Below are 12,678 nucleotides of genomic sequence, written 5' to 3'. Positions count from 1 at the left end.
TTAGAAATTAGACTAAATTCTAGAATCTAACTTCTAACTTCTATGTTTACATATTTTTTACATCATTAGGAATATCATAGAACGTCGGGTGACGGTATAGTTTGTCATCTGCCGGATCAAAGAAAGCTTCCTTGTCTACTCCTTCTGAAGTCACAATATATTTACTTGGAACTACCCAGACAGAAGTTCCTTCTTTTCTTCTGGTGTAAACGTCTCTTGCGTTCTGCAAAGCCATTTCTGCCGTGGGTGCCTGTACTATTCCTGCGTGTTTGTGGGATAGTCCCGGTTTAGTCTGAATAAACACTTCCCACACATCTAAATTTGCCATAATTAAAATTAATTTAACAATGTATCAATCTAACAATTTACCAATGATGAGATTCTTCGCTTTGCTCAGAATGACAAACTAATTGTTACATTTTTACATTAGTATATTGTTAGATTGAAATTTTTTCCTGTTTTTCTGCAAAAGCTCTTGCCGCTTCTTTTACCCAAAGGTTTTCCTGCTGTGCTTTTACCTTGGTCTGCAATCTTTTCTTGTTACATGGCCCGTTTCCTTTTAGGATTTCCATGAATTCATCCCACGGAAGCTCTCCGAAATCGTAATGTTGTCTTTCTTCATTCCATTTCAGATCTTTATCCGGAATAGTTAACCCTAAGAATTCAGCCTGAGAAACGGTTACGTCGATAAATCTCTGACGAAGACTGTCGTTACTTTCTCTTTTTACTCTGTAATTCATTGAGATTTTAGAGTTAGGTGAACTGTCATCATTCGGACCGAACATCATTAAAGCCGGCCACCAGAAACGGTTTAACGAAGCCTGAGCCATTTCTTTCTGTTGTTTGGTTCCGCGACAAAGTGCCATCAGAATTTCGTAGCCCTGTCTTTGGTGAAAAGATTCTTCTTTACAGATTTTCACCATCGCTCTTGAATAAGGGCCGTAAGAATTCCCCATCAGCATCACCTGGTTCATAATGGCTGCGCCATCTACCAACCAGCCTATGGCGCCAATATCTGCCCAGCTTAGCGTTGGATAATTGAAAATACTTGAGTATTTCGCTTTACCTTCCAACATATCTTCGTAAGTGGCATCTCTGTCCGCTCTGATAGTTCCGTTTCCTAAGGTTTCAGTCGCAGAATACAGATACAATCCGTGGCCTGCTTCATCCTGAACTTTAGCTAAAAGAGCCATTTTTCTTCTCAATGAAGGTGCTCTTGAGATCCAGTTGGCTTCCGGCAGCATTCCGACAATCTCAGAATGGGCGTGCTGGGAGATCTGGCGAACCAATAGTTTTCTGTAATCATCGGGCATTACATCTTTCGGTTCTACTTTATTTTCTTCGTGAACGTATTGAACAAATTTTTCTAAGTCCATAATTTTTTAATTTGAAAATTTGAAAATTTGAGAATGCATCAATTAATTTTCAAATTAACACATTAGCACATTTTCAAATTGAATTAAACATCATAATTAAGCATCACCACATTCGTTGTCGGGTGACATTGACACGTCAGAACATAGCCCCTGGCTACTTCGTCTTCGGTAAGCGCAAAATTTTTCTCCATGAAAACCTCTCCTTCCAGAACCTGCGCCTTACACGTACAACAAACTCCTCCTTTGCAAGCAAAAGGTACAGGAAGATTGTCTTTTAATGCTTTATCTAAGATACTCTCTTTTTTAGAATTAAGGTGGAACGAATATTCATCATCATCAATGATCACCGTCACCATACTTTCTATATTGGCAATAGCCTTGAATTCATCACTCATTTCCTCAGAATTTTCATCATCAGGAGCAGTGAAATATTCAAATAAGACCTGAATGGCAGGTACTTTTTTCTCTTTCTTTAAATAATCGGAAATCCCTTTAATCATTTCCGCAGGGCCACAGATGAAATAAGTGGCTTCTTTTACATCAATATCTGTATATCTTTCAAATAACTGCTCTAATTTTTCAGCAGAAATTCTTCCTTCAAATACAGGATCTTCATGTTTCTCACGGCTTACCAGATAAATTACTTTCAGTCTTCCGTTAAAATGCTCCACCAATTTATCGATCTCAGCTTTTTTCATCACATGATTCATGCTTCTGTTGCTGTAGAAAAGATAAGCACAGCTGTTCGGCTCCTGATAGAGACTTTCCTTAATATTTGATAAAACAGGGCTGATTCCGCTTCCTGCCGCCAAACCTACATAGGTTTTCACATTGGTAGGGTGGTAAGAAGTGTTGAAACCACCCATTGGAGGCATTACTTCCAGTACCTCGTCCATATGAAGATGCTCATTGAAATATCCTGAAACCTTTCCGCCTTCCAAAAGCTTCACCAGCACTTCCAGTGTATTGCTTTTTTCGCTCGGAGCGTTGCAGATAGAATAAGAGCGTCTTTCTTCATTTCCGTTGATCATCATACGGAAATTAAGATACTGCCCCTGCTTGAACCTGAATTTATCCTTCAGTTCCTCGGGAACTTCTACTGCCACGTTTACCGCATCAGGAGTATCTTTCTGAACCTTTACCGTTTTAAGTTTATAAAATGAATTCATTATTTTTTAAGTATTCTATTAATTTTTCCACCTTCGCATTTTGGCAGGCTGTCCTGGGCATGAATTTTTACTTTTGTGGTAATTCCTACCCTCTTTTTTATTTCGTTTTCTATGTTTTTTCCAAAGCTGCCGACAAAATTAAAATAATCATCGGTATCAGCCTCTATTTTTTGAATTTTCACCAGTTCATCATCAATTTCTACATCAATATCCAATGCTACACACATCTGCTCTTTTTCAACTGGCGTCAGGTAATAATTGGGAACCACTCCTTTTACATGTGAAAATGCTTCTTCTATCTGGCTCGGGTATACATTTACACCTCTTACAATCAGCATATCGTCTGCTCTTCCTTTGATGGGTCTCATTTTGACCATGGTACGCTTGGCGTTTTCATCATAATAAAGGCTGGTGATATCATTGGTCCAGTACCGTAAAAGCGGCATGGCCTTTTTTGTTAAAGTGGTAATCACCAAAACACCTTCTTCTCCGAAAGGAACCGGCTGTTTAGTCACCGGGTCCAGAATTTCAGGATAAAAATGATCTTCCCAAATGTAAGAACCTCCTTTCTCTTCAAAATCCTCCATGGATACCCCGGGACCGATGATCTCGCTCAATCCGTAGATATTCGTTGCATGAAGGCCCAGTCTTTCTTCAATATGGCTTCTGATAATTTCCGTCCAGGGCTCCGAACCTAAAACAGCATATTTCAGGCTGATATCCTCAGCAGAAACTCCTCTCTTAGCAAATTCATCAGCAATCGTTAATGCATAAGACGGTGAACAGCAGATTACTTCGGGCTTGAAATCCAAAATCAGATCCACCTGCCTGGCTGTCATTCCTCCTGAAATAGGAAGAACGCTCATTCCTAACTTTTCCGCACCATAATGAAGTCCCAATCCTCCGGTAAAAATTCCGTATCCGTAAGCATTGTGCAGCTGCATTCCCGGTCTTGCTCCTGCGGCATATAATGATCTTGCCACTACTTCACTGAAAAGATCGACATCTTCTTTGGTATAGCCCACCACTGTAGGCTTTCCTGTTGTTCCACTTGAACAGTGAATTCTCTGCAGTTCATTTTTTGGAACCGTAAAAAGTCCGAAAGGATAATTATCCCTCAAATCCTGCTTGTAAGTTATAGGAAGTTTCGTGATGTCTTCAATGGTCCTTATATCTTGTGGAGATATTCCTGATTCATTAAATTTCCCTCTATAAAATTCTGATCTCTCTTCAAGATAGGCGACCAAATCTGTCAACCGATCAGACTGAAGCTGTCTCAACTGGTCGAGCTTTACATATTCAACTGAAAAATCCATATCCTACTAACTAACATTTGTTAGGTGTAAATTTAAAAAGAATTTCCTTGCTGGCCAAATTTTTATGATTTTTGTCACTTTTCGAAATGATTCTAAATAACTGAGTAGTGAGGCGATGAGTTATTCTGGCTTTAAACAGTACAAATTATTAGGTTAAATGAAAAGGCTTCTTTACTTGAAACATTAGGACATCTTAAAGAGTGAAGAGTAATTAAGGAAATATCAAAAATATTTTTTAAGCTTGAATGCCTAAATCTTTCACAAGATCATTTTAAATTATTTTTTTTTATGATCAAAATCTTAATGCTAAATGCGTATCTCGCAGATTAAATAGACTGGCAGATTCTTCTATGATGGTGTGATTCTCAAGAAATTTATGTGAACTTCTAAGCATTAAAATCTTTAGCTTAAAATTTAAACTTTGTGTAAAAAAAACTTTTGCGTCTTTTGTGGTAAAAAAACTATTGCTTTTGATTTCCCAGTAGCCCGTACAGGAGCTTAGCTCTTATTTCATCAGTAATTTCAGAAGTGGATTCTGTGTTTCTTTTAAACCAGAAATAAGAATTATTAAGGGTATGAAGAATGAATTTTGTGGTAAAAGTAGGCGATTTCAGCTCCCAGTTTTCTGCCTTGTAAATTTCGGAGATTAGCTGCTCCACATCTTCCTGATAGTTTTTTCTCAGCTCTACAAATTCGGGAAGCCTTTCTTCAAGATGCCTCCATTCGTTGGAATAAATATGGGTGACATCCCGGTTTTGTAAAACAACAGACAAGTGCTTGTCGAGAAATAAATTAAGTTTATCTTTTGGAGCAATGTCCATATTTTTCACTTCCTGAAGCTCATCAAAAAATTGCTGCGCAATCCCGAAGCATATCCATTCCAGGATTTCTTCTTTTGAGCGGATATGGGCATAGAGTGACGCAGCTTTAATATTAAGCTTTGTAGCCAGATCTCTTACCGAACTGCCCATATACCCTTTCTCTTTGAAAAGTTCTACTGCTACGTCTAAAATTTTCCTTTGTTTTTCTTTAAGCTCCATCTGGTAAAATACAAAAGTAATTATTCTGAGGTTAATATGTTAATTTAAAGCCATGATTTTAAACACACAAGCGGGAGTTTCGTTTAGCAGCCCATCAAATCTGTGATTTGCCACCCTTACAGCGGAAGGAAATTTTAAGTTAAGTTTACATTAAAAGCCTTTAAATACTAAAAATCTCCCTTCTTTCTATTTTGAATTTTCCGAAACCTGACGGTTTTTCCATTATTTCAAAGCAAATTTAAAGGAATCGGAAATTTTGTCAAGTTAATTTAACGTTAAAAATAGATAATCCGGAAATTTTGTCCTTATTTTTTGTAAATTTAATAATTGAACAGTTTTTGCGGTAAGGTAACCGATTAAATGATTAAATAACTGATGGCATTAAGAAACCGGGCCTTAAAATTTGGTTTCTTGGTGTCTTTTTAAAAACTCAACCAACAATAAATTATTACCAAAAACATAAAAAATATGAACTTAAACCAATATACTGTAAAATCGCAAGAAGCCATCCAGGCAGCACAGCAGACTGCTATAGAATTTGGCAATCAGAGCATTGAACCGCAACATATACTTGAAGGTATCTTTCAGGTAGATGAAAACATATCACCTTTTTTATTAAAAAAATCTGAAGCAGATGCCAATCTGGTAAGGGAAAGAAACAGGGAAAATATTGAAAAGCTTCCAAAAGTTCAGGGAGGAAATATCTACCTTTCCCAGTCAGCAAACAAAGTCTTGCTGGACGCCCCGAATATTGCTAAAAAAATGGGCGACGAATATGTAACGATTGAGCATCTGTGGCTTTCGTTACTGGAAACCAGTTCCGAAGTATCCAAAATGCTTAAGGATATGGGCGTTACCAAAAGCCTGCTGGAAGGTGCTATCAAAGAATTAAGAAAAGGAAGCAAGGCTACTTCTGCCAGTTCGGAAGAGACTTACCAATCCTTAAATAAATATGCTAAGAACTTCAACGAATTAGCAGCGGAAGGAAAACTGGATCCGGTAATCGGGCGTGATGAAGAAATCAGAAGAGTGCTTCAGATTCTTTCTAGAAGAACTAAAAACAATCCTATCCTTATTGGGGAACCGGGTGTAGGTAAAACAGCCATTGCTGAAGGTATCGCCCACCGAATTATTTCCGGAGATATTCCTGAAAACCTGATGGACAAAACACTGTACTCACTGGATATGGGAGCACTAATTGCCGGAGCCAAATATAAAGGTGAATTCGAAGAACGTTTGAAATCTGTGGTAAATGAAGTGATCAAGTCTGAAGGGCAGATCATCCTGTTCATCGACGAAATTCACACTCTGGTAGGTGCCGGAGGCGGTGAAGGTGCAATGGACGCAGCCAATATTCTGAAACCCGCCTTAGCAAGAGGCGAATTAAGAGCAATCGGCGCTACCACTTTAAATGAATACCAAAAGTATTTTGAAAAGGACAAGGCACTTGAGCGACGTTTCCAGAAGGTAATGGTAGAAGAGCCGGATACGGAATCTGCTATTTCGATTCTTCGTGGAATTAAAGATAAATATGAAGCCCACCACAAAGTAAGAATTAAAGATGAAGCGATCATTGCTGCGGTGGAGATGTCGCAACGGTATATTTCGGACAGATTTTTACCGGATAAAGCGATTGACCTTATCGACGAGGCTTCGGCTAAATTAAGAATGGAAATCAATTCAAAACCTGAAGAACTGGATGTCTTAGACAGAAAATTAATGCAGCTTGAAATTGAGCTGGCCGCTATTTCGAGAGAAGGCAACCAGACAAAAATTGACCATTTAAAAGAAGATATTTCAAAAATTTCTGAGGAAAGAAATGAGATCAATGCGAAGTGGCTGAAAGAAAAACAGAAGTCTGAAGATTTAACGCAGATTAAAAAAGATATAGAATCTCTGAAACTGGAAGCAGAAAAAGCTTCAAGAGCCGGAGACTACGCGAAGGTAGCAGAAATCCAGTACGGGAAAATAAAAGAAAAGGAAGATGCTTTGCAGAAACTCGAATTAGAGATGCAAAACCATCAGAATGAACTCATTAAGGAGGAAGTTACCTCTGAGAACATTTCTGAAGTAATTGCAAAATGGACAGGAATTCCTGTTACCAAACTGCTTCAGTCTGAAAGAGAGAAGTTGTTGAATCTTGAGGCCGAGCTCCACCATCGTGTCGTAGGACAGGATGAAGCGATCGGAGCTGTTGCAGATGCGATCAGAAGAAACAGAGCGGGACTGAGTGATGATAAAAAACCAATCGGCTCTTTCCTATTCCTGGGAACAACCGGTGTAGGTAAAACTGAGCTGGCCAAAGCTCTGGCAGAATACCTGTTCGATGATGAGAATAATATGACACGAATCGACATGAGCGAATACCAGGAAAGACACAGTGTTTCCAGACTGGTAGGTGCTCCTCCGGGATATGTAGGGTATGATGAAGGCGGACAGCTGACAGAAGCCGTACGAAGAAGACCCTATTCCGTAGTGCTTCTGGATGAGATTGAAAAAGCACATCCGGATGTATTCAATACGCTGCTGCAGGTACTGGATGACGGACGTCTGACCGATAATAAAGGCCGTGTGGTAAACTTTAAGAATTCAATCATTATCATGACTTCCAATTTAGGTTCACACCTGATCCAGGAAAATTTTGAAGACATTACAGAAGATAATCAGGATGAGATCGTCAGCAAAACCAAGGATGAAGTTTTTGATCTTCTGAAACAAACGCTGCGTCCGGAATTCCTGAACAGAATTGATGAAGTGGTATTATTCCAGCCTTTAAACAAAAAAGAGATCGGAAAAATTGTTCAGTACCAGCTGAGAGGTTATAATGACATGTTAGGCAAACGTAATATTATCATGACTGCCACTCAGGATGCCCTGGATTATCTGATGAACAAAGGCTATGATCCTTCCTTCGGAGCAAGACCACTGAAAAGAGTAATTCAGCAGGAGGTATTAAATAAATTATCGCGGGAGATTCTTGCAGGGAAAGTAAACGACGGAGACAGAATCACTTTGGATTATTTTGAAGAGACCGGTTTGGTTTTCAGACCGACAGATCAATAAGTAGTTTTTTTCATATATATTATTTTTGTAAGTAAGTGATGCAGCCCAATCTGCATCACTTATTTTTTTATTCTATTTTTTATCAAAACTATGTGAAATATCAGTACATTTATAATTCAAAAAAATTAATAACTAAAACAAAATCAGTATGAAAAAGTTAAAAAGAAGCTCATTAAAAACCATTTTAGGGGGAAAAATTGACTGCAGTTGCAATATAATAATTTACCCTGATGGCTCTGCCAGCGGAACGTGTGCTACAGAACATTGTTCACAGATCAACATCAATTGCGGACAGGCTGAATGCAGACCCGGCCTTATTGATTAACCTCTAAAAATAACGGTATGAAAAAGTTAAAAAGAGTTGATCTAAAAAGAATCAGTGGCGGTGTATCGCCTGTACTCACAGAATGCGACATCGATATGAACTGCCCTGCAGGACTGTGCTGCTCAACAGGATATATATGCAGGGACCCCAAAAAATATCCTTGTATTTAGCTATAAGCCGGAGGTTTTACTCCGGCTTTTTTGATTTTACTTATTTATTATAAATATGGAGCCTAAAAGTCACTTGGGCTTTATTATTTTACAGCCTATACACAATCCGTAAAAACACGGAAAATAAACAGGAAAAAACACATCGGTTTACCTTGAAATTTTTACGAGATTTGCACTACTAACTAACATTCTTTTATAAAACTAAAGTTATGAAAACAAAATCTACTTATGAGGCCGGTGCAAGCGAATCTGCCTCAAGCGCAAACACCATGGCTTCAGAACTTGTTCAGCAGTTAATAGGCAACTACAGAAACAATCAGATGCAGGCTGTTAATAAAGAATTGGGGATTACAGATTCTCATGCCATATGGTTTGATCTTCCTAAACTGAAAAAATTTATAGCATGTGTTGAGAATGAAGCAGCAAAAGTAAATCCTGCAGTTACTGAAGAAGATCTAGGCATCAGATTCTATTATGCTGCCTATCCAAAAGCCGAAGACTGGGCCATTATGGAAAGTCATCCTGTAGAAAAGGAATATGCGGAAAGACATACTTTAGTAATGATCCCGACTCTGAAAAAAGCGGATGAAACGGGGGAAATGCTTAACTATGATTTCTGTCCGTTTAATTCAGAATCAATTTTAGCAATGGCTTCAAAAAACGGACAGCCGGCTGGTCTTGAAACGCTTGCAGAAAACCATGGAGTATTATCTCCACCGGAAAGTCCAAAAATAGAGCAATTTCCTTAATATCATAAACACGTTATCTTACTCTAAAAAAAATGACAGATTTCCAGAAAATACTCCAAGATTCTATGATTTGGGCAGAAGGACTCGCTGCCTTTATATCGGTTATTTACTATAATCGCAGTAATAAGGAAGGATACTGGAAGTATTTCTCCATTTATCTCATTATTATATTCCTGTCTGAAGTGATAGGAAAATGGGGAGATTTAATCATAGACTACAATAAGCAGAAATTTTACAATTATTTTGTAATTCCTTTTGAATTCCTTTTCTTTTACTGGCTTTATGCTGCAAAATCCCTAGGCAAGCCAAAATTGTTCTACATCATGTCCCTGCTGTATCTTTTGTCATTTTTATCAAGTGAATTATTCTTTACCACAAAAAAGATCATTTTATCCTTTAACTATACAGTAGGATGTCTGCTTTTAATGGTGTTAGTGATCATGGAATACTATAAACAAATCAATTCTTCTGAAATCCTGAACTTCAGCAGGAATAAGATGTTTTATATTAATCTTGGAGTGACTTTATTCTATATAGGAACACTTCCATTCTGGACATTCTTTAATCTTATTAGGGAATACAGAGAAATATATTATATTTATTTTACGTATTTTCTTATGTCAGGAATTATAATGTATTTATTATTTTCAATTTCATTCATATGGGGAAAACAGAGCTCATCATCGTATTAATTTTGTTTAATATATTCTTTGTACTGTTTGTATCCGCAGTAATTGTTTACATAAGGAAATACCAGCAGCGCAAAAGAGAATATATGAATGAAATTGAAATAAAAAATGAAATCCACAAACGGGAACTCCTGGCCACACAGCTTGAGATCCAGCAGGCCACGATGCAGCAGATAGGACGCGAGCTTCATGACAATATCGGCCAGAAACTGACACTTGTGAGCCTGTATACCCAACAGTTGCTTTACGAAAACAGGGTGCCTGAAGTAAACGAAAGAATCGATCAGGTTTCCCAAATTATAAATCAGTCGTTACAAGACCTCCGGAGCCTTTCAAAAACACTGACAGACGATAATATAAACCAGAAGGAAATCGTAACTTTGATCCAGGAAGAGGTAGACAATACCAACACTTTCAAAAGATGCCATGTAAGTTTTGAACACAACTTTAAGCAGCTTGATCTTGGATTTGTCCACAAAAATGTACTTCTGCGGATCATTCAGGAATTTATTCAGAACAGCATCAAACATGCAAACTGTAAAAATATTTTTATCAACCTGAATACTTCTGAAGAGGTACTCTGGGAGCTTAATCTCAGGGATGACGGCATTGGATTCGACAGCACAGAGGTAAAGTCTAACGGCATTGGCCTGACCAATATGAAAAACAGAGCAGCCATCATAGGTGCGGATTTCAGTCTTAAAAGTCAGCTAAATACCGGAACTACACTCAAAATTATTTTAAAAAAACAGCCATGAAAAAAACAATAGTAATTGTTGATGACCACGTACTAATCGCCAAAGCACTGGAAGGAATTATTGATAATTTTAATGAATTTGAAGTAATCTATGTCTGTGAGAATGGCAAGGACCTGATCCAGAAGCTTGAAGATAATGGTAAAATTCCGGACATTGTTCTTCTAGATATCAGTATGCCGATTATGGACGGTTTCGAAACTGCTGCCTGGCTTACACTGAATCATCCGGAGATTAAAGTAATGGCACTGAGCATGCAGGGCGACGACAACAGTGTTATTAAGATGATCAGAAACGGCGCGAAGGGATACTTACTAAAAAATACACACCCTAAGGATCTGGAAACTGCATTAACAAAGTTAAATTCTGACGGTTTCTTTTATCCTGAATGGGCTTCAAAAATCATATTTTCCAGCCTGAACAAAGAAAAGGAAGCAGAAAATGCTGTGAGAATTTCGGACCGCGAAAGAGAATTCCTGAAATATACCGTTACCGAGCTGAGCTATAAGGAAATTGCTGATAGAATGTGCTGCAGCCCGAGAACTGTAGAAAGCTACCGCGACCAGCTATGCGACAAACTGGACCTGAAAACACGGGTTGGCCTGGCAGTTTTTGCTATTAAAAATGGCTTTGCAGGTTAGTCTTACCAAACAAAAAAAATTAAAAATATAAATCAATAAAAATAATTAAGTAAATATTTTTAATTAAAATAATTTCAAATAAAGAATATTTAAATTCGATTCATTAAATTGATTAAAATTCAATCAAAATAAACAAAAATCAAATAATACTCAATATTCATCGCTGTTTGATAATAATTATTCAATTATATGTGAATATTTTTTGTGCATTAATTTTTTATACTATAAATTTGGAGCACAAACCATTTACAATATTTTATGAAAAAACTATTATTCGGAGCTTTAGTTCTGGGCTTCATGTCTGCTTGTAACAGTGATAATATGTCCAACCAGGAGGATATACCTCAGGATCCGGGAAATCCTTCAAGCACAATGGCATCAAAAAGGGCCTGTCCCTCTGACATCATAAGGGAAAAGGCACTCAAAAGCGATCCGGCACTAAGAGCCAGATTTGAAGCTAATGAGTTACAGTCTGAAAAATTTTCAAGAGACATCATGATGGGCAAAGTGCTTGCAGACGGAACAGTGGAGATTCCGGTTGTTTTCAATGTGATCTACAACACTTCTACCCAGAATATTTCTGATGCAAGAATTGCAGAGCAAATCGCAGTGCTGAATGCAGACTATGCTGCCACTAATTCTGATATTAATAAAATACCTACAGCGTTTCAGCCTTCTGCCGCAGGGAATGTAAAAATCAGTTTTAAGCTGGTAGCAACAAACCGTAAGCAAAGTACAAAAACAGGATGGAGATCTGATTTGGAAGAAATGAAGAAATCGACTACCGGAGGTATTAACGCAACTGATCCTACCAAAAACCTGAACATCTGGGTGGTTAATTCTATCCTTGATGAGAACAGTCAGCCAGGGACACTGGGATATGCTTATTACCCTGAATCTGCCGGACTATGGTACGACGGTCTTGTCATAGGCTATCAGTACATTGGAAAAACAGGTGCTTCCGCTCCGTTCAATTTAGGCAGAACAGTTACCCACGAAGTAGGCCATTATTTAAACCTACCTCACCTTTGGGGATCATCTGATACAGGATGCCAGACAGATTACTCCAACGACACTCCTACTTCTCCGGGACCTAACTACGGAACGCCAACATATCCTTTAAACAGAGTTTGCGGAGGGGTAAGCCGTTCTCAGATGTTCATGAATTATATGGACTATGTAGACGACAAAGCCATGTTTATGTTCTCTGCCAATCAAAAAACAAGAATGCAGGCAGTAGTGGCTGCAGCTGGTCCAAGAGCCGGCCTAAGATAATACGCATCTAATAAACTTAAATAAAATAGCCTGAGTTAATTTTTAATTCAGGCTATTTGCTTTTATAATAATTACATATTATTTATAAGATTAAAAAAATATCAGAAATA

Annotated in this window: 12 protein-coding genes; 7 read left to right on the top strand and 5 right to left on the bottom strand. The window is 37.9% G+C overall.

Features of this window, described 5'->3' with window-relative positions; genetic code table 11:
• Positions 1-46 precede the first annotated feature (46 nt).
• The 5 genes from paaB to AC4IFE_RS05040 form a co-directional block, all read right to left on the bottom strand.
• Complete coding sequence (gene paaB / locus AC4IFE_RS05060; RefSeq protein WP_490755331.1) at positions 47-328, bottom strand: 1,2-phenylacetyl-CoA epoxidase subunit PaaB; 282 nt, start codon at positions 326-328, stop codon at positions 47-49.
• Between the two features lie 109 nt (positions 329-437).
• A complete protein-coding gene (paaA, locus tag AC4IFE_RS05055) occupies positions 438-1,376 on the bottom strand; it encodes a 1,2-phenylacetyl-CoA epoxidase subunit PaaA (RefSeq protein ID WP_490755329.1) in 939 nt (312 codons plus the stop codon).
• 83 nt (positions 1,377-1,459) lie between these two features.
• Positions 1,460-2,545, bottom strand: coding sequence for a 2Fe-2S iron-sulfur cluster-binding protein (locus AC4IFE_RS05050; RefSeq protein ID WP_490755328.1), 1,086 nt, complete (start codon positions 2,543-2,545; stop codon positions 1,460-1,462).
• Positions 2,545-3,861: a phenylacetate--CoA ligase family protein gene (locus AC4IFE_RS05045; protein WP_490755327.1), complete on the bottom strand. Its 1,317-nt coding sequence runs from the start codon at positions 3,859-3,861 to the stop codon at positions 2,545-2,547. The genes AC4IFE_RS05050 and AC4IFE_RS05045 overlap by 1 nt, the downstream gene beginning before the upstream one ends.
• 461 nt (positions 3,862-4,322) lie before the next feature.
• Positions 4,323-4,901, bottom strand: a complete 579-nt coding sequence (locus tag AC4IFE_RS05040) for a TetR/AcrR family transcriptional regulator (protein ID WP_490755326.1) — start codon at positions 4,899-4,901, stop codon at positions 4,323-4,325.
• A 468-nt stretch (positions 4,902-5,369) separates the two neighbouring features.
• Between AC4IFE_RS05040 and clpB the strand changes: the two genes are divergently transcribed.
• From clpB to AC4IFE_RS05005, 7 genes are all read left to right on the top strand, one after another.
• On the top strand, positions 5,370-7,964 hold the full coding sequence (clpB, locus tag AC4IFE_RS05035) for an ATP-dependent chaperone ClpB (protein WP_490755324.1): 2,595 nt from the start codon (positions 5,370-5,372) through the stop codon (positions 7,962-7,964).
• Positions 7,965-8,112: 148 nt separating this feature from the next.
• On the top strand, positions 8,113-8,289 hold the full coding sequence (locus AC4IFE_RS05030) for a hypothetical protein (RefSeq protein ID WP_490755322.1): 177 nt from the start codon (positions 8,113-8,115) through the stop codon (positions 8,287-8,289).
• A gap of 379 nt (positions 8,290-8,668) precedes the next feature.
• Complete coding sequence (locus tag AC4IFE_RS05025; RefSeq protein WP_490755321.1) at positions 8,669-9,208, top strand: hypothetical protein; 540 nt, start codon at positions 8,669-8,671, stop codon at positions 9,206-9,208.
• Positions 9,209-9,240: 32 nt separating this feature from the next.
• A complete protein-coding gene (locus AC4IFE_RS05020) occupies positions 9,241-9,900 on the top strand; it encodes a hypothetical protein (protein WP_490755319.1) in 660 nt (219 codons plus the stop codon).
• 83 nt (positions 9,901-9,983) lie between these two features.
• Positions 9,984-10,655 carry a sensor histidine kinase gene (locus tag AC4IFE_RS05015; protein WP_490755318.1) on the top strand — a complete coding sequence of 224 codons (672 nt, stop codon included), beginning with the start codon at positions 9,984-9,986 and terminating at the stop codon, positions 10,653-10,655.
• Positions 10,652-11,293 (top strand): response regulator, encoded by a 642-nt coding sequence (locus tag AC4IFE_RS05010; protein ID WP_490755317.1) that lies wholly within the window; start codon positions 10,652-10,654, stop codon positions 11,291-11,293. The genes AC4IFE_RS05015 and AC4IFE_RS05010 overlap by 4 nt, the downstream gene beginning before the upstream one ends.
• A 258-nt stretch (positions 11,294-11,551) precedes the next feature.
• Positions 11,552-12,568: a zinc metalloprotease gene (locus tag AC4IFE_RS05005; RefSeq protein ID WP_490755316.1), complete on the top strand. Its 1,017-nt coding sequence runs from the start codon at positions 11,552-11,554 to the stop codon at positions 12,566-12,568.
• Positions 12,569-12,678 lie beyond the last annotated feature (110 nt).

The sequence above is a fragment of the Chryseobacterium sp. UF-81 genome (assembly GCF_058245105.1).
This window is presented reverse-complemented; position numbering and strand designations above follow the sequence as displayed.

Bases quoted from the DNA above. Each gene is read 5' to 3' on its own strand.
- paaA (WP_490755329.1), bottom strand. From the start codon at position 1,376: ATGGACTTAGAAAAATTTGTTCAATACGTTCACGAAGAAAATAAAGTA.
- AC4IFE_RS05050 (WP_490755328.1), bottom strand. From the start codon at position 2,545: ATGAATTCATTTTATAAACTTAAAACGGTAAAGGTTCAGAAAGATACT.
- AC4IFE_RS05020 (WP_490755319.1), top strand. From the start codon at position 9,241: ATGACAGATTTCCAGAAAATACTCCAAGATTCTATGATTTGGGCAGAA.
- clpB (WP_490755324.1), top strand. From the start codon at position 5,370: ATGAACTTAAACCAATATACTGTAAAATCGCAAGAAGCCATCCAGGCA.
- AC4IFE_RS05005 (WP_490755316.1), top strand. From the start codon at position 11,552: ATGAAAAAACTATTATTCGGAGCTTTAGTTCTGGGCTTCATGTCTGCT.
- AC4IFE_RS05010 (WP_490755317.1), top strand. From the start codon at position 10,652: ATGAAAAAAACAATAGTAATTGTTGATGACCACGTACTAATCGCCAAA.
- AC4IFE_RS05025 (WP_490755321.1), top strand. From the start codon at position 8,669: ATGAAAACAAAATCTACTTATGAGGCCGGTGCAAGCGAATCTGCCTCA.
- AC4IFE_RS05045 (WP_490755327.1), bottom strand. From the start codon at position 3,861: ATGGATTTTTCAGTTGAATATGTAAAGCTCGACCAGTTGAGACAGCTT.
- AC4IFE_RS05040 (WP_490755326.1), bottom strand. From the start codon at position 4,901: ATGGAGCTTAAAGAAAAACAAAGGAAAATTTTAGACGTAGCAGTAGAA.
- paaB (WP_490755331.1), bottom strand. From the start codon at position 328: ATGGCAAATTTAGATGTGTGGGAAGTGTTTATTCAGACTAAACCGGGA.
- AC4IFE_RS05030 (WP_490755322.1), top strand. From the start codon at position 8,113: ATGAAAAAGTTAAAAAGAAGCTCATTAAAAACCATTTTAGGGGGAAAA.
- AC4IFE_RS05015 (WP_490755318.1), top strand. From the start codon at position 9,984: ATGAATGAAATTGAAATAAAAAATGAAATCCACAAACGGGAACTCCTG.